Raw genomic sequence first — 16,731 nt, 5'->3', positions numbered from 1 at the left:
ATGAAGTCGTTCCACGTCACCACGTTCGGCTGCCAGATGAACGAGCACGACTCCGAGCGCATGAAGGGCATGCTCGAGTCGCTCGGCTACGCCGAAGCGGCGGCCCGCGACGACGCCGACCTGATCCTCTTCAACACCTGCTCGATCCGCGAGAAGGCCGACGACCGCTTCGTCGCGCATCTGTACGAGGCCAGGGCGCTCAAGCGCAGGGACCCCGAGCGCGTGATAGGCGTCGGCGGGTGCTGGGCGCAATCCCAGAAGGACGCGGTGTTCCGCCAGTTCCCGTTCGTCGACGTCGCGTTCGGCCCGGGCCAGGTCCACAAGCTCGCGGAGTTCCTGACGGCCGACAGCCTGACGGCGCAGGGCTTCTTCGAGTTCGAGGGCTTCACCGGCCACCTCCCGGCCAAGCGCGAGCGGGAGTTCCAGGCCTGGATCCAGATCTCCGCCGGCTGCAACATGAAGTGCGCGTTCTGCATCGTGCCGACGACGCGCGGGCGCGAGGTCAGCCGGCCGTTCGAGGAGCTGGTGGCCGAGATCGAGGTGCTCGCCGCCGACGGCGTCAAGGAGGTGACGCTGCTCGGTCAGAACGTCAACAGCTACGGCCTCGGGCTGCGGCCGCAGCCGCGCAGGTTCTCCGAGCTGCTCTACGCCGTCGACGCGATCACAGGCATCGAGCGGATCCGTTACACGAGCCCGCATCCCGCGCACATGCGCGAGGACGTCATCCGCGCGCACGCGGAGCTCGACAGCGTCTGCGACCACATCCACCTCCCGCTGCAGTCGGGCTCCTCGCGCGTCCTGAAGCGCATGCGCCGGACCTACGGGCGCGAGCGCTTCATGGACCGCGTCGCCCTGATCCGCGAGCACGTCCCTGACTGCGCGATCACGACCGACATCATCGTCGGCTTCCCGGGCGAGACGGAGTCCGACTTCCGCGAGACGCTCGAGGTCGCCGAGGAGGTCGGCTTCGACGGCGCGTTCACGTTCATCTACTCACCGCGCAAGGACACCGAGGCGGCCGCGTTCAGCGACGAGTTCATCCCGCACGAGGTCGCGGTGGAGCGCATGGAACGGCTCGTCGAGGTCGTCCAGCGGCGCGCCCGCGAGCGCGCGCAGCGGTTCGTGGGCCGCACCCTCGACGTGCTCGTCGAGGGCGCGTCACGGCAGGACCCGACCCGCCTGCGCGGGCGGTCCTCGCATAACAAGGTCGTCAACTTCGACGGCCTGGGGGAGCCGGGCGAGATCGTCCCGGTGACGATCGCCTCCGCGACGAGCCAGACACTCGCCGGCGAGGCGTCGTTCCTGTCCCGACTTTCTTGACCATATCGACATCGAGCTGGCGCGTTCGCGGTCGATGACCGTGGCATGACCTTGACGATCCGCGGGAAGCTGTTCGCCGGCTTCGCCGCTGTGCTCGTGCTCACGATCGCCGCGACGGGCGTCGCGCTTGACGGCATGGGCAACATGAACCACCGCACCGACCGGCTCGTCGGTACAGACATGCCCGCGCTCGTGGCGGCGCGCACGGTCTCCCAGCAGATCGATCAGTTCCGTTCCGCGCAGCTCGCGCACGCCGCCTCCGCGACGCCGAAGGCGATGGAGTCGCCGGAGAAGAACATGACGACGCTGCAGGCGTCGGTCACCAAGGGCCTCGACGGCTACGGCGAGCTCGCGCTCGGCGCTCGCGACCGGGCCCTCGCGAGCCAGGTCCAAGCGAGTTGGAACGCCTACCTGGCGGGCACCGCCGACTTCGTCGCGACGAGCCGCGCGGGGCGCAAGGCCGACGCCAACGCGCTGCTCTTCGAGCAGCGCGACAACTACCTGTCGATGCGCGACAAGACGCTCGCCTGGTCGGCCGCGGTCGAGAAGATCGCCGCCGGCGACGGGGCCACGGCGCAGTCGGCCTACGACTCGTCCCGCACGCTGCTGATCGTGCTCGGGCTCTTGTCGATCGTCGCGGCGGCGGCGATCGCGTACGTGATCTCGCGCAACATCTCGGCGCGCGTGGCGCGCATGCTCAGCGCCGCCGACGGCATCGCGGGCGGCGACGTCGCCCAGCGCATCCACGATGACTCCAAGGACGAGCTCGGCCAGACCGCCGCCGCCTTCGAGCGCACGATCGCCTACCTGCGCGAGATGGCCGAGGCGACCGAGCGGGTCGCCGACGGCGACCTGACCGTCGACGTCGCGCCGCGTTCGGAGCGCGACCTGCTCGGCAACGCGCTCGCCAAGCTCACCGACGGGCTGCGCGACATGATCGGCGACGTCGCCACGGGCGCCGGGACCGTCAGCGCCGCGTCGCAGCAGATGGCGACGACGTCCGACGAGGCGGGCCGCGCGGTGAGCGAGATCGCGAGCGCGGTCGGGGACGTCGCCCAGGGCGCCGAGCGCCAGGTGCGCATCGTGGAGTCCGCCCGCACGTCCGCCGAGGGCGCCGCCCGCGGCGCCGCCGAGAGCGCCGAGAGCGCGCGTCAGACCGCCGGGCAGGCCGACGCGGCCCGCCAGATCGCGCGCGACGGCGTCAGCGCCGCCGAGCAGGCGACGCAGGCGATCCGCCAGGTCGCCGATGCCTCCCAGGAGGTCACGGGCGCCATTCGCGACCTGTCGGCGCGCAGCGAGCGCATCGGCGGCATCGTCGACACGATCACCGGCATCGCGGAGCAGACGAACCTGCTCGCGCTCAACGCGGCGATCGAGGCGGCGCGGGCCGGCGAGCAGGGCCGCGGGTTCGCGGTCGTGGCCGAGGAGGTCCGCAAGCTGGCCGAGGAGTCCCAGACCGCGGCGGCCGAGATCGCCGGGCTGATCGGCGAGATCCAGTCCGAGACCGGCCGCGTCGTCACCGTGGTCGACGACAGCGCCCGCCGCACGCACGACGGCGTCGGGACGGTCGAGCAGACCCGCGCGGCGTTCGAGGCGATCGACGCGGCCGTCGCCGACATCGCGGAGCGGATCTCCGGCATCGCCGGCGCGGCACAGGGCATCGCCCAGGAGGCGGGCCAGATGCAGTCGCACATCGTCGAGGTCGCCTCGGTCGCCGAGCAGTCCTCCGCCTCCGCCCAGCAGGTCTCGGCCTCGACGGAGCAGACCAGCGCCTCCACGCAGGAGATCGCGTCCAGCGCCTCCGACCTGGCGCGCACGGCCGAGCAGCTCGAGCAGCTCGTCGGCCGCTTCAGGATCACGGTCTGATCGCGGGAACCCAGGCCGGCCGGTGACCATCCGGGCGGCGGCACCCGCCGGCGTGGGCCTCGCCGGCGGGGTGCGTCCCGCGGTCGTCGCCGCCCAGCGCCGTGCCCGGTCACACCCGAGGCGCCGTCAGCCGCCGCGCTCGGTCACGCCCCGGCCCCGCCCGCCGCCGGTGCGCGGTCACCGCCGCGCGCGACGCTCTCAGCGGCCGTACACGGCGACGCGCACCGAGAGCGTCGTCTCCGCCGCGCGCGCGACGGCGTCCGCGTCCACATGCCGCGCGCTGGGACCCATCGCGATCAGCGCGCGCACGTCCTCCCGCGACAGCTCCAGCCGCTCCTCCACGAGCTGCTCCCGGTCCGGCTCCCCGAGTGCCCGCGCCAGGCGCTGCGGCTTGCGGGCATCGACCGTCACGAGCTCGAGCGAGCTCACCAGCTCCGCCAGGTGACGCGGCGTCGGCGTCACGACGACGAGCCGGCCGCCGGGCGCCAGGATCCGCCGCAGCTCGTCCGCGTGGCGCGGCGCGAACACGCACAGCACCGCGCTCGCCACACCGTCCCGCACGGGCAGCGCCCGCCACGCGTCGCAGCCGACCGCCGCCAGACCGGCCCTCGCCGCTCGCCGCAGCGCGTAGCGCGAGGTGTCCAGCGCGATCGCCACCCGGCCCGCGGCGGCGCGCTCCACGTAGTGGCCCGTCCCGGCGCCGACCTCCACGACGCACCCGTCGCCGCCGGCCGCCTCCGCGGCCACGGCCTCCGCGATCGCCTCGTAGTGTCCGGCGCCGAGGAACGCCGCGCGGGCCGCCACCATCTCCGCCGTATCGCCCGCAGGCCGCCGCCCGGGCGGCATCAGGTCGACGTAGCCCTGACGCGCGACGTCGAAGCTGTGGCCCGCCTCGCACCGGATCGCGGAACCCGCGGCGTGCAGCGCCGCCCCGCAGTGCGGGCAGCGCAGATAGGGAAGCGCACCGGCGAGCACGGCGGCGATGCTAGTCCGTCCGCTCTGTATGCGAACATGCGTTCGTATGCGGTGGTCGACACAGGAGGTCAAGCACCAGGACGAGGCCCGGCTCCCGGGAGTGGGGGACGCGGTCATCCGCCGCTTCGATGCGCCCGAGGCGCTTGACATCCGCTTCCACGAGGTTCGCACCAAGTCCGCGCTCAACCGCGTCCCAGGCGCCGCCCGCCTTCCGTTCTCCTGGACCGTCAACCCGTACCGGGGCTGCACCCATGCCTGCGTCTACTGCTTCGCACGGCCCACGCACGAGTACCTCGACATGAACGCGGGGCGGGACTTCGAGCGCGAGATCATCGTCAAGGTCAACGTGCCGGAGGTCCTGCGTGCGGAGCTGGCGCGGCCGTCGTGGAAGGGGGAGAGCGTCGCCCTCGGCACGAACACCGACCCGTACCAATGGGTCGAAGGCCGCTACAAGCTGATGCGCGGCATCTGGGAAGCGCTGCGCGACTTCGCGAACCCGTGCTCGATCCTGACCAAGTCGCCGCTCGTCCTGCGCGATATCGACCTGCTGAAGGAGATCGCCGAGGTCACCGAGGTGAGCGCGTGCCTGTCGGTCCCGACGCTCGAGGAGAAGGCCTGGCGGGCGACCGAGCCGCACACGCCGCACCCGCAGGCGCGGCTGGAGGCGGTCGCGGAGCTCAACCGCCAGGGCATCCCGACCGGGGTGCTGATCGCGCCGCTGATGCCGGGCGTCAACGACGCGCCTGAGGACGTCGCGAAGATCACCGAGGCTGCGACCGAGGCGGGGGCGACGTACATCGGCGGCAACACGCTGTTCCTGCGCGGCTCGGTGCGCGACCAGATGTTCGAATGGCTGCGCGAGCACCGGCCCGACCTGATCGGGCGCTACGAGCAGCTGTACGCCAGGGGCGCGTACGTCCCGCCCGCGGAGAAGCGGCGGATCGAGGCCGCCGCGGGCGCGCCCTGGGCGAGCCGGCGCTATCCGGCCGACCGGTTCCGCCACCGCGGCTCGCGCACGCCCCCGCCCGCGCCGCCGGCCGCGGCGCCCGCCCGGACGCCGAAGCAGGAGCGGCTCTTCTAAGCCTGGATACAGGCTGAAGCTGTGAGCGCGCGCACACAACGGAAACCGAGCGAGCGCGGCCGTGTTGCCTACTGAGATGCCACGCATACACCGGCCGCATGTCGCGTCCAGCGCGCGCACCTTGACCCTGCAGACCGCCCAGGCCGCCCGCCGGGCGAAGTGGGAGCTCGTCGCCATCGTCCCCATGATGCTGGCGACGATCGTCGCCTACGTCGAGCGCGAGCGGATCTTCGGCGTCGACACGCCGATCCGGATCAGCGCGGCCATCGTCATGGTCGCGCTCGGCTGGGCCCTGGCGCGAGATCTCGGGCGCTTCTCCGCGCCGGCGCTGTTCCGCCGCATGGACCCCGCGACGGCGGGCACGATGGGGTTCCTGATCCGTCTCGCCTTCCTGGTCGTGGCCGCGATCGCGGCGCTGCGCGTCGCCGGGCTCGACCCGCGCACGCTGGCCGTCGGCGGTGCCATCACGGCGGTCGTCATCGGCCTCGCAGCCCAGCAGACGCTCGGGAACCTGATCGCCGGCGTGGTGTTGATCTCGGTGCGCCCGTTCAAGGTCGGCGACCGCGTGCGCCTGCAGGCCGGCGGTCTCGCGGGGCAGATCGAGGGCGTCGTGGCGTCGCTGGGCCTGCTGTACACCACGTTCGCGGCGGGGCAGGACTCGATCATGGTGCCGAACAACGTCGTCCTCTCGGCGGCCGTCGTCCCGCTCCGCGAGCCGGCGTCGGTCGACCTGCGCGCGCGTGTGCGGCCGGATGTGAAGACGAGCGACGTGCAGGCCCTGCTCGAGGAGGCGATCGCCACACCGGTGCGCGGCGAGCCGACGATCGCGCTCGAGGAGATCCAGGCCGACGAGGTCGTCCTGCGCATCCGGGCGACGCCGCTGGCGGACTCCGACGGGCCCAAGCTCGCCGACGAGGTCCTCGCCGCCGTCGCCGCGGTCACGCACGAGGCCGAGGCCGAGCGCCAAGCGGCCTGAGCCGTGGCGCCGCCGCGGCCACTAGCGCTTGTGGCGCTGGCCCGCTCCGATCTGCGACGCCGTCCCCGCGGCGCCGAGGCGGCGCTGGATCGCGCCGATCGGGCCGGGGGCGAGCGCGGCCAGCGTGGCGCCGGCGCGCAGCACGACCGGCGCGACCTCGATCTCGGCGCGGTCGTGCTCGATCGCCTTCACGACCGCGCGCGCGACGTCCTCCGGGCGCTTGGTCCCGACGTACGGCGGCAGCTTGGCGCCCGACTCGGCGAACATCCCCGCCTCTGAGATGAAGCCCGGCAGGATCACGGAGACGCCGACGCCCTTGGGCGCGAGGTCCTCGCGCAGCGCGAGCGCGAATCCGCGCAGGCCGAACTTCGTCGCCGCATAGACCGAGTTCCCGGGTGCGCCCGCCTTGCCCGCGAGTGACGACATGAAGAGCAGGTGCCCACCGCCGCGCTCGACCATCCGGTCGGCGAGGGTCTTCGCGAGCAGCATCGGCGCGCGCAGGTTGACCGCGAGCGCGCGATCGAGCTCCTCGTCGGTGAACGAGCCGAGACGCCCCGAGCCGGGAAGCCCGGCATTCGCGACCAGCACGTCCACGTCGCCCGCCTCCTCGAGCAGCCGCGCGGGCGCGTCCGGGGCGGAGAGATCGGAGGCGAGCGCCCGTCCCGCGACCTCGGCGGCCAGCGGCTCGAGCACATCGACACGTCGCCCCGTGAGCGTCAGCGACGCCCCGCGCGCCGCGAGTGCGCGCGCGATCGCCTGCCCGAGGCCCCCGGTCGCGCCGGTGAGGAGGACGCTTGCGCCAGCGAGATTCATGCCCCGCACCCTACGGCGGACGCCCCGGAGACGCGGCGGTCACCCGGGTGGGCGCAGTGAAAGCCGGCGCCCGCGGCCGCGCTCAAGCGAAGACGGCGACCGTGGCGGTGAACGAGTGCACGAAGTAGCCGCCGCCGACAGGCCCGATCTCGCCCGCCGCGAAGAACCCCGCGGCCGGTACCCCCAGCGCGTCGGCGAGCGCCTCGGCGTCGTGGTCCGCGCGCCCGAACATCCCGCGCCCGCGGCCGTTGCAGGCGAACACCAGCGCCCCCGCCGGAGGGCGGTTGCCGAGCGCGGCCATCCGCACCGACAGCGCCTCGCGGAGGTCCCGGTCGGCGCTCTCGGCGTCGCGCGCGTGCAGGCGCACGACCTGGCCCGGATGCACGTCGGCGGCGACCGCGACCTGGCCGGTGGCAGGATCGGCGCCGACGAGCCCGCGCACGAGGAAGTCGCCCTGCACGTAGTCGGGCTTGTTCGTGTCGACCACGATCCCCATCAGCAGCCCGCCCTGCACCAGCCGGAGATCCTCGGGCGTGAGCCCCTCGATCGTCTCGCGCAGCTTCTCGAGCGCCGGCTTGCCCGCCAGCTCGCCGATCACGTGCCCCTCCGCCGCGGTGATCGTCAGCTCCGGGCCGATCGGCGACGCGCCCTGCGAGACCATCGGGAGGATCTCGACGCCGTCGAGCCGCACGCCTACGGCGCCGTCGGAGACCACTTCCTCGCCGGCGAAGAGCACCGCGTCGTCATGGATCGTCCGCCCCGAGGCCAGTCCCCCGAGCAGCGGCATCAGCGGCGCCGCCTCCGACAGGAACCGCAGGACGGCGTCGGTCGGGAACGAGACGGGATCGGTGAGCAGGAGCACGCCGTCCGCGCCCGACAGCTCCGGCATGCCGGTCAGCGCGCCGGTGCCCTCCTCGAGCTCCTCGACCTGCGCGTGGAACGTCGTCGCCGAGCCCTCGCCGAGGCTCGCGGCCCAGATCGAGACCGCGGTGCCCGCCTCGATCTCCCGGCCGCGGCCGATGACACCACCGGCGCCGCAGCCGATCAGGCCCTCGGGAGCGAGGCCCTCGTGGATCGCGGCGAGCGTCGCCTCGGGGGTGGACAGATGCGCGCCGGACGCGAAGACGATCGCGAGATCGCAAGGCGCGCCGTCCAGCAGGTTGGCCGCCGCCTTGGCCGCCTCGAGCGCGCCGGTGCGAGGGTCGGGGACCAGCGAGAGCCCGGTACCGATCCGGACGGGCATGATGGACTTGACGATACTGCGCAGCCGGAGCCGGACCGCCACCACGGACGCGCACGCGCCGAATGACGCCCGCACGGGCGGCGGCGTAACCCGCGCGGTGGGGGCGGCAGAGAGCCGCGCGCGGCGGCGGCGCAGACCCGCGCGCGGCGGCGGCGGGAACGCGCCGTGAGGCGGGGCGGTGGCGGACAGGCCCGCCCACCCCGCGATACTGGCCGCGTGCGCGTCATCGCAGTGTTCGGGCCGACCGGCATCGGCAAGACGGCGGTCGCGATCGCGCTCGCCGAGCGCCTGCGCGCACGCGGCGAGGACCCCGTGGCGGTCTCGGCCGACGCGATCCAGGTCTACCGGGGCCTCGAGATCCTCAGCGGCGCAGCGACCGCCGAGGAGCAGACCCGCCTCGAACACCGCCTGATCGGCTTCCTGCCCGTCACCGAGACGTCCTCGGCCGGCGCCTACGCCACCCTCGCGCACAGCGAGATCGACGCCCTGATCGAGCAGGGCCGCCGCCCGATCGTCGTCGGCGGCACCGGCCTCTACCTGCGCGCCGCGCTCGCCGAGCTGGACCTCCGCCCGCCCGTCGACCCGGAGATCCGCAGCCACTGGCAGCGCGAGCTCGAGCGCCACGGCCTGGCGGCGCTCCACGCCCGGCTTCCCTCGGGCACCGGCATCGCACCGACCGATACCCAGCGCATCCTCCGCGCGCTCGAGCTCCAGGACGCCGGCCATGCGCCCCCGCCCGCCCCCGGCGACCCCTCGCAGCTGTGGACGAGCGACACCCGTCACCCGACCCTGCTCGCCGCGCTCGTGATGGACCGTGACGCCCTCTATGAGCGGATCGAGCGCCGCATCGACGCGATGCTCGAGGCCGGAGCACAGCGCGAGGCAGAGCAGGCCGCGGCACGCGGAGCCTCCCGGACCGCACGCGCCGCGCTCGGCTTCGAGGAGATCCTGCACGGCGACGTGCAGGCCATGCGCACGCGCACCCGCCGCTACGCCAAGCGCCAGCTCACATGGCTGCGCAAGCTGCCCGGCGCGCACCTGATCGACACCACCGGACGCACGCCTGAGGACGTCGCAGCCGACATCCACGGCATGATCTGACCCTCGTGCGCTTCGAGAAATGGCAGGCCCTCGGCAACGACTACCTCATCTTCGAGGGGTCCGAGCTGACCCCGAACCAGGTCCGCCGCCTGTGCGACCCGCACTTCGGCCCCGGCGGCGACGGCGTGCTCCTGCTCGCCCCGCCCGACGAGCCCGGGTACGTCGCGCGGCTGCGGATCTTCAACCCCGACGGCTCCGAGGCGGAGCTGTCGGGCAACGGCGCCCGCGAGGCGATCCTGTACCTCCGCCGCGCGGGCTGGACGGACAGCGACACGTTCAGCATCCAGACGCTGGCGGGCGAGATCCGGCCGACGATCACGGGTCCGACCACCTGCCGCGTCGACATGGGCCGCGCCCTGCTTCAGAGCGAGCACTTCCCGGGCGGACCGCCGGACGGCAGGGGCGAGATCGGTCCCTGGCGCTTCCAGCACGTCGCGATCGGCAACCCGCAGTGCTCGATCCGGATCGACGACCTCGAGCTGCTCGAGACGCTCGACCTGCCCGCGATCGCCCCCCAGATCGAGAGCGCGCCGATCTTCCCCAACCGCACGAACGTGAGCTTCTGGACGGAGCTCGACGCCCGCACGATCCGCGCCCGCATCTTCGAGCGCGGCGTGGGCGAGACGCTCTCGTCGGGTACGGGAGCCTCGGGCGCGGCCGTCGCCCACGTCGTGCGCGGCGGGGACTCGCCGGTCACGGTCAAGCTCGACGGCGGCGAGCTGGAGGTCGAGGTCGACGAATCCCTGCACGTGGATCTCACCGGCTGGGCCGTGCCGATCTACCGCGGAGAGCTGAGCGAGGAGCTGGTGAGCGAGCTGAACGAATACGGAGGCGTCTGAATGCTGCTGGTGACCGGAGCGACGGGCACGACCGGGATGGAGGTCCTGCGCGCACTCAAGGCCCGCGGCGCGGAGGCCCGCGCGCTGGTGCGCGACGAGACCAAGGCCCATCACCTGCGCGACCTCGGCTTCACCCCGGTGACCGGCGATCTGGGCGACCCGCGCACGCTCGGGCCCGCGCTGGAGGGCGTCGAGCGCGCATACCTGGTGGCGCCCGCCAGCCCGATGCAGTCCGAGCTCGAGCAGGCGTTCCTGGAGACCGCCAGGACGGCGGGCGTCAAGCACATCGTCAAGCTGTCGGTGATCGGCGCGTCCGAGGAGGCGCCCGGCCGCTTCGCGCGCTCGCACGGCAAGGTCGAGCGCGCGCTGAAGGAGTCCGGCATGGCGTGGACGCTGCTGCGCGCGGCCGGATTCATGCAGAACACGCTCGGGTGGGGCGAGCGAGTCCAGGACGGGACGTTCTACACGCCGGTCCCCGACGCGGCGTTCAGCATCGTCGACGCGCGCGACGTCGCGGAGGTCGCGGCGCTCGCGCTCACCGACGAGGGTCACCAGGGCAAGGCGTACGGCCTGTCCGGACCGGAGGCGATCTCCTACCGCGATCAGGCGAAACGGCTGTTCGCGGCCGCGGGGCGCGAGGTCGAGGTCGCAGAAGTGCCGGTCGAGGCCGTCAAGCGCGAGCTGGTCCGCGCCGGCGTGCCACCCTGGAACGCGGAGGGCCTGTGCGAGCTGTTCGAGGTCTATGCCGCCGGCGGCGCGACGATGGTCACCTCCGGGGTGCAGGACGCGCTCGGCCGGCCGCCGCGCGACCTGGACACGTTCGCGAAGGATCACGTGGAGGCGTTCAAAGGATGAGCTTCATCGAGGGCGGCGCGTGGGGCGCCGGGCTGGCCACGCTGTCGGGCGACCGCGTGCTCGAGGTCTTCTATTTCCAGCCGCGGCTGGGCGATCCGGGCGCCGCCGCGCCCAATGCCGTCCCGCCGGAGTTCGAGGACCCGCGCCGCGGGGTCCGTCAGGCGTCGCTGTTGACCGTGATCGCCGATCTCTCCCAGCCGCCCGCCGACACCGCGGACGCCTACCTGCGCCTGCACCTGCTCAGCCACCGGCTCGTCAAGCCGCGCGAAGTCAACATGGAGGGCATCTTCGCCGTGCTGCCGAACGTCGCCTGGACGAACTACGGCCCGGTCGATCCCGCGAGCATCCCCGCCGTCCAACTCGCGTTCCGCACGGAGAACCTCCACCTGGAGGTCCACTCGCTGGACAAGTTCCCGCGCATGACGGACTACGTCGCGCCCTCCGGCGTGCGCGTCGCCGACGGCGACCGGGTACGGCTCGGGGCGTACCTCGCCGAGGGCACGACGGTGATGCACGAGGGCTTCGTGAACTACAACGCCGGCACGCTCGGGCACTCGATGATCGAGGGGCGGATCAGCGCGGGGGTCGTCGTCGGCGACGGCTCGGACGTCGGCGGCGGCGCGAGCATCATGGGCACGCTCTCGGGCGGCGGCACCGAGGTGATCTCGATCGGCGAGCGCTGCCTGCTCGGCGCCAACGCCGGCATCGGGATCTCGCTCGGGGACGACTGCACGGTCGAGGCGGGGCTCTACGTCACGGCCGGCACGCTCGTCACGCTGCCCGACGGCGAGGTCGTCAAGGCGCGCGCGCTGAGCGGCGCGAACGGGCTCCTGTTCCGGCGCAACTCGCGCACCGGGGCGGTCGAGGCGCTGCCGCGCTCAGGCAGCTGGGCCGGCCTGAACGCCGCCCTGCACGCCAATGAGTGACGCCGCCTTGGCGCAGCTCTCGAGCGTCGGTACGAGCGCGAGCCTGACGTAGCCCGGGGCGCCGAAGAACGAGCCGGGCGCGACGACGACGCCCTGCTCGAGCCAGCGCGCCGCCAGCTCGTCGTCGCCTTCGAGCCAGAGGAAGAACGACGCGTCGCCGCCGGCGTTGCGCAGCGGCAGGGCCTCGAGCAGCAGCTCGCGCTTGGCGCGGTAGCGCTCGCGCACGTCGTCCACGTGGCGCTCGTCGCTCCAGGCCGCGACGGCGGCGCGCTGGATGAACTCCTGCGGCGCGACCCCGACGTTCGGCCGGAAGCGCTTGAGCGCGGCGATCAGCTGCGGGTCGCCGGCGACGAAGCCGGAGCGGTAGCCCGGCATGGACGAGCGCTTGGAGAGCGTGTTGAAGGCGAGCACGTTCGTGCGGTCGGCGAGCTGGAGCGCGGACTGCGGGGGCGCGCCGAAGTAGATCTCCGAGTAGGCCTCGTCGGAGGCGAGCACGAACCCGTGGTGGCGAGCCAGCTCGGCCGCGGCCTCGTAGAACTCGAGCGGCGCGGTCGCGCCGGTCGGGTTGTTGGGGTAATTGAGCCAGAGCAGCGCGACGCGGTCCCAATCGACGCCCGTGAGATCGGGCAGCCAGCCGTTGGACTCGGTCAGCGGCAGCTCGATGATCTTCTTGCCGGCGAACAGGCCGCCGCGCTCATAGACGGGATACGACGGCACGGGAACGGCGACGTACTCGCGCTCCAGGACGCTCGCGAGGCTGTAGATCGCCTCCTTGGACCCGAGCGTGGGGATGACCTCGGTGTCGGGGTCCAGCGCGGCGCCGAACCTCGTCGAGACCCAGGCCGCGACGGCGGCGCGCAGCTCGGGCAGCCCGACGGCGGCGGGATAGGTGGAGAGCGGGGTCACCGCCGCCGTGAGCGCCCGGCGGATGAACGCGGGCGTCTCCTCGCGCGGCTCGCCCATCCCGAAGTCGAGGATCTCGACGCCGCGGGCGGCGATACGGCGGCGCGCCTCCTCGAGCCGCACGAACGGATATGTCGCGAGGCCCTCGAGGACGGGGGAGACGCGCACGGTCACGTGGCGAGCGCCTCCAGCACCCGATGGGCGTGCAGGAGCCGGGCGATCTCGACCGACTCGTCGCGGCGATGGGCCTGCGCCGGCGCTCCGGGGCCGAAGTTCACGGCCGGATAGCCGAACTGGGCGAACTCGGCGACCGGCGTCCAGGCCTGCTTGGGCGCGACGGCCAGCTCCCCGGCGTCGATCAGTCGCTGCGCGAGCGGGTGCTCGAGCGCGACCGGCGCGGACGCCGCGTTGCCGGTGATCTCGAGCTCGCCGAGGCCGCCGCACAGCTCGCGCAGGCGCGCCTCCGCCGCATCGGGCGTGCGGCCGGGGGCGTAGCGGAAGTTGACCTGGGCGGTGCAGGTCTCCGGGATCACGTTGGCCGCGATCCCGCCGTTGATGCGGGTGACGGACGCCACCTCGTGGAACGTGAGGCCGTGGAACTGGACGGGGAGCACCGGGGCGCTCGCGAGCGTGGCGATGCCGAGGGCGGCCCGCGTGATCGCGTTCTCGGCCGCCCACGGGCGCGCGGAGTGGCCCGAGCGGCCGCGGAACGTCCACGTCGCGTTGATGTTGCCGACGCAGCCCGCATGGAGCTCGCCGTCGGTCGGCTCCATCACGATGACGAGCTCCGCCTCGACCGGCGAGCGCTGCAGCAGCGGCACCAGCGCGCTCTCGGTCGACGGCAGCTCCTCGCGTGGGAAGAACAGCGCCGAGTACGGCGCGCCGGCCAGCACGAGCTCGATCATCACGGCCAGGGCGCCCTTCATGTCGCTCGCCCCGAGGCCGCGCACGCGCTCCGCGTCGATCGAGCCGGGGATGTTGTCCTGCGCCGGGACGGTGTCGAGATGGCCGGCGAGCATGACGCCGGGCGACGTTCCGGGCGGCCTGGCGAGGATGCAGGAGTCCCCGAGCTCGGTCACCTCCGCGCCGCCGTCGCGCAGCACGCGCGCGACGTGCGCCGCAAGTCGGGCCTCCGAGCGCGACTCCGAGGCGACGTCCACGAGCTCCAGCGTGCGCCCGGCGAGGCGCGCCGCGACGTCGGTGTCGCTGGGGGCGGGGCTGACCGGCACGAGCGGGACGATAGCCAGAGCGGCGCGCCGCGGTGTCGCGTCGTGAGATTCCCGGCCGGTCGCCGGGTAGAATCCTCATTCTTGGAGCGCTCTCGCAACGGCCGTACATCCCAGTCCCGCTACTCCGCACCGCCGCAGCCCGGCCGGGCCAGGCAGCGGGCGTACACCATCGCGGTGACGCCGGATGAGCCGGATCTCGCCGAGCTGAAGGAGCTCCTGCGGACCGCCGGTGTCGCGGTCGTCGGCGAGATGACGCAGAAGCGCGAGCGGCCGCATCCGAACACGTATCTCGGTCCCGGCAAGGTCGACGAGCTCGTGCCGCTGCTCAAGCAGGCGGACGCGAACCTTGTCGTCACCGACGATGAGCTGACACCGCGTCAGCAGCGGAGCCTCGAAGGCCAGCTGGGGATGCCGGTCCTGGATCGGACCGCCGTGATCCTCGACATCTTCGCCGGCCACGCCCACACCGCGGAGGGCAAGCTGCAGGTCGAGCTGGCGCAGCTCGAGTACAACATGGCCCGCATGCGGGGCCTGTGGACGCATCTCGAGCGTCTCGGCGGCGGCATCGGTACGCGCGGCCCGGGCGAGTCGCAGATCGAGACGGACCGCCGCCTCGCGCGCGATCGCATCTCCGCGCTCAAGCGGCGCCTCCAGCACGTGAGCTCGACGCGCGCCGTGATGCGGCAGGAGCGCGAGCGCGCCCATCTGCCGAACATCGCGCTCGCGGGCTACACGAACGCCGGCAAGTCCTCGCTGCTCAACGCGCTGTCAGGGTCCGACGTCGGCGTCCGCGACCGGCTCTTCCACACGCTCGACCCGACGACGCGGACGTTGCGCCTGGACGGCCGCGCCTACCTGGTGACCGACACGGTCGGCTTCATCCGCAAGCTGCCGCATCAGCTGGTCGACGCGTTCGCGGCGACGCTCGAGGAGACCAAGCTCGCCGACCTGGTCCTGCACGTGGTCGATGCCAGCGCGCCGGAGGAGGAGCTGGTCGAGATGACGCGCGCCGTCGAGGACGTGCTCGAGGAGATCGACGCGGGCGACTCACCGCGGCTGCTCGTGCTCAACAAGGCGGATCTGCTCGACGACGAGCGCCGCCGCGAGCTCGACTTCCGCCACCCGGACGCGGTCCTCGTCTCCGCCGTCACGCAGGAGGGGCTGGACGAGCTCGGCGAGCGGATCGCCACCGAGTTCGAGCGCACGCTCCGCGACGTCGAACTGCTCGTCCCGTTCTCCGAAGGCGGGACGCTGTCGGAGCTCCATGACGTCGCGGGCGCTCTGGAGCGCAAGGACACCCCGGAGGGCGTCCGCGTCAGCGCACGGCTGCCGGCCGTCGTGGCGGAGCGCTTCGACCGCTACGCGGTCAACGGCAGCGCCTGAGCCGCCCTACCTCCCCGAGGAGCCGAACCCGTGCTCGCCGCGCTCGCTCTCGGGCAGCTCGTCGACGACGCGGAGCTCCGGGGCCCAGTACGGGACCAGGACGAGCTGGGCGATCCGGTCCCCGGCGTGCGCGCGGTAGGTCTCCTCGCCATGATTGACGAGGATCACGCGCAGCTCGCCGCGGTAGTTGGGATCGATGAGCCCTGGGCTGTTGACGCACGAGATCCCGTATCGGTGGGCGAGTCCGGAGCGCGGCGTGACGAGGCCCGCGACGCCCGGAGGGAGCGCGATCGCGACGCCTGTGGGCACCATCCGGCGCTCGCCCGGGCGCAGTACGAACGACTCCACGCAGCTGAGGTCGTACCCCGCGTCCCCTTCACGCCCGCGCAGCGGAGGCCGCGCGTCCGGGTGCAGCAGCTTGACCTCGAGCTGATCGACCGCAAGTTCGAAAGCCATCGCGCGAAGGTAGCGGGGCGCCCGGAGGGCATCGCGGCGCACGACGCAAATTACGCAGATCCGCGCGCATTTCGGTACGAACGCGGCCCGCTTCGCAACGGGTGGCGCCCTCAGCTCGCCGGCAGCACGACCCAGCCCGCGAGCGCGACGAAGTGCGCGACCGCCGCCAGGATCACGAACGCGTGGAAGATCTCATGGAACCCGAACACCCGCGGCCACGGGTTCGGGCGCTGCGCGGCGAAGACGATCGCGCCGGCGGTGTAGAGCACGCCTCCGCCCCCGATCAGCACGAGCGGCGTGAGCGGGAGCGCGCTGGAGAGCTGCGGGTACGCGATCACCGCGACCCACCCGAGCGCGATGTAGCACGCGCACGTCAGCGCGCGCGGCGCCGAGATCCAGGCCACGCTCAGCGCCACGCCGCCCAGCGCGCCGAGCCACACGGTCGCGAGCACGATCCACCGGACCGGGCCCGTCAGCACCAGCAGGCACACCGGCGTGTAGGACGCGGCGATGAAGACGAAGATCGTCGAGTGGTCGATCCGGCGCAGGACCGGCCGCCAGCGCGAGTCCCAGCGCCAGCGGTGATAGAGGGCGCTGCCGCCGAACAGCGCGCACAGGCCGGCGCCGTAGACGGCACCCGCCGCCCGCGACATCCCGCCGGGCGCAGCCGCCACGAGGCACGCCGCGGCGACGGTCGCGCAATAGAACGCGTAGAGGTGCGACACGCCGCGCAAGCTGGGGATCTCGGGCACCACGGAAGCCAAA

At 73.1% G+C, this 16,731-nt stretch carries 16 protein-coding genes; 9 read left to right on the top strand and 7 right to left on the bottom strand.

What is annotated here, in order from left to right:
* Both miaB and H958_RS0109805 read left to right on the top strand, forming a co-directional pair.
* The gene (gene miaB / locus H958_RS0109810) at positions 1–1,320 is read left to right on the top strand and encodes a tRNA (N6-isopentenyl adenosine(37)-C2)-methylthiotransferase MiaB (protein ID WP_028058546.1); all 1,320 of its coding nucleotides are present in this window, start codon (positions 1–3) and stop codon (positions 1,318–1,320) included.
* A gap of 45 nt (positions 1,321–1,365) precedes the next feature.
* Positions 1,366–3,186, top strand: coding sequence for a methyl-accepting chemotaxis protein (locus H958_RS0109805; RefSeq protein WP_028058545.1), 1,821 nt, complete (start codon positions 1,366–1,368; stop codon positions 3,184–3,186).
* A gap of 198 nt (positions 3,187–3,384) precedes the next feature.
* Here H958_RS0109805 and H958_RS0109800 read toward each other — a convergent pair whose 3' ends face one another.
* On the bottom strand, positions 3,385–4,161 hold the full coding sequence (locus H958_RS0109800) for a putative RNA methyltransferase (RefSeq protein ID WP_028058544.1): 777 nt from the start codon (positions 4,159–4,161) through the stop codon (positions 3,385–3,387).
* Between the two features lie 46 nt (positions 4,162–4,207).
* Here H958_RS0109800 and H958_RS36135 point away from each other — a divergent pair, with 46 nt between their 5' ends.
* Complete coding sequence (locus H958_RS36135; protein ID WP_051324030.1) at positions 4,208–5,242, top strand: radical SAM protein; 1,035 nt, start codon at positions 4,208–4,210, stop codon at positions 5,240–5,242.
* Between the two features lie 121 nt (positions 5,243–5,363).
* Positions 5,364–6,218, top strand: coding sequence for a mechanosensitive ion channel family protein (locus H958_RS43075; RefSeq protein WP_051324029.1), 855 nt, complete (start codon positions 5,364–5,366; stop codon positions 6,216–6,218).
* Between the two features lie 21 nt (positions 6,219–6,239).
* On the opposite strand, the gene H958_RS0109785 is transcribed toward H958_RS43075, so the two are convergent.
* A complete protein-coding gene (locus H958_RS0109785; protein WP_028058543.1) occupies positions 6,240–7,031 on the bottom strand; it encodes an SDR family NAD(P)-dependent oxidoreductase in 792 nt (263 codons plus the stop codon).
* A gap of 82 nt (positions 7,032–7,113) precedes the next feature.
* The gene (locus tag H958_RS0109780; RefSeq protein WP_037409853.1) at positions 7,114–8,274 is read right to left on the bottom strand and encodes an FIST signal transduction protein; all 1,161 of its coding nucleotides are present in this window, start codon (positions 8,272–8,274) and stop codon (positions 7,114–7,116) included.
* A gap of 216 nt (positions 8,275–8,490) precedes the next feature.
* Between H958_RS0109780 and miaA the strand changes: the two genes are divergently transcribed.
* Genes miaA through dapD form a run of 4 tightly spaced genes read left to right on the top strand, consistent with a single transcriptional unit; the run spans position 8,491 to position 11,995 of the window.
* The gene (gene miaA / locus H958_RS0109775; RefSeq protein ID WP_028058541.1) at positions 8,491–9,375 is read left to right on the top strand and encodes a tRNA (adenosine(37)-N6)-dimethylallyltransferase MiaA; all 885 of its coding nucleotides are present in this window, start codon (positions 8,491–8,493) and stop codon (positions 9,373–9,375) included.
* 5 nt (positions 9,376–9,380) lie between these two features.
* Positions 9,381–10,214 (top strand): diaminopimelate epimerase, encoded by an 834-nt coding sequence (dapF, locus tag H958_RS0109770; RefSeq protein WP_028058540.1) that lies wholly within the window; start codon positions 9,381–9,383, stop codon positions 10,212–10,214.
* The gene (locus H958_RS0109765) at positions 10,215–11,069 is read left to right on the top strand and encodes an SDR family oxidoreductase (RefSeq protein WP_028058539.1); all 855 of its coding nucleotides are present in this window, start codon (positions 10,215–10,217) and stop codon (positions 11,067–11,069) included.
* On the top strand, positions 11,066–11,995 hold the full coding sequence (gene dapD, locus H958_RS0109760) for a 2,3,4,5-tetrahydropyridine-2,6-dicarboxylate N-succinyltransferase (protein ID WP_028058538.1): 930 nt from the start codon (positions 11,066–11,068) through the stop codon (positions 11,993–11,995). The genes H958_RS0109765 and dapD overlap by 4 nt, the downstream gene beginning before the upstream one ends.
* Here dapD and H958_RS36125 read toward each other — a convergent pair.
* Positions 11,948–13,072 (bottom strand): pyridoxal phosphate-dependent aminotransferase, encoded by a 1,125-nt coding sequence (locus H958_RS36125; RefSeq protein ID WP_051324027.1) that lies wholly within the window; start codon positions 13,070–13,072, stop codon positions 11,948–11,950. The genes dapD and H958_RS36125 overlap by 48 nt on opposite strands.
* Positions 13,069–14,127, bottom strand: coding sequence for a succinyl-diaminopimelate desuccinylase (gene dapE, locus H958_RS0109750; RefSeq protein WP_028058537.1), 1,059 nt, complete (start codon positions 14,125–14,127; stop codon positions 13,069–13,071). The genes H958_RS36125 and dapE overlap by 4 nt, the downstream gene beginning before the upstream one ends.
* Positions 14,128–14,301: 174 nt before the next feature.
* On the opposite strand from dapE, the gene hflX reads away from it, so the two are divergent.
* The gene (gene hflX, locus H958_RS0109745; RefSeq protein WP_231379204.1) at positions 14,302–15,510 is read left to right on the top strand and encodes a GTPase HflX; all 1,209 of its coding nucleotides are present in this window, start codon (positions 14,302–14,304) and stop codon (positions 15,508–15,510) included.
* A 6-nt stretch (positions 15,511–15,516) separates the two neighbouring features.
* Here hflX and dut read toward each other — a convergent pair whose 3' ends face one another.
* Both dut and trhA read right to left on the bottom strand, forming a co-directional pair.
* A complete protein-coding gene (gene dut, locus H958_RS0109740; protein ID WP_028058535.1) occupies positions 15,517–15,966 on the bottom strand; it encodes a dUTP diphosphatase in 450 nt (149 codons plus the stop codon).
* Positions 15,967–16,076: 110 nt separating this feature from the next.
* Complete coding sequence (gene trhA / locus H958_RS0109735; RefSeq protein ID WP_196807297.1) at positions 16,077–16,718, bottom strand: PAQR family membrane homeostasis protein TrhA; 642 nt, start codon at positions 16,716–16,718, stop codon at positions 16,077–16,079.
* Positions 16,719–16,731: the final 13 nt, after the last annotated feature.

Origin of the sequence: Candidatus Solirubrobacter pratensis, from assembly GCF_000425945.1 — a bacterium.
Classification (GTDB): Bacteria; Actinomycetota; Thermoleophilia; order Solirubrobacterales; family Solirubrobacteraceae; genus Solirubrobacter; species Solirubrobacter pratensis.
This window is presented reverse-complemented; position numbering and strand designations above follow the sequence as displayed.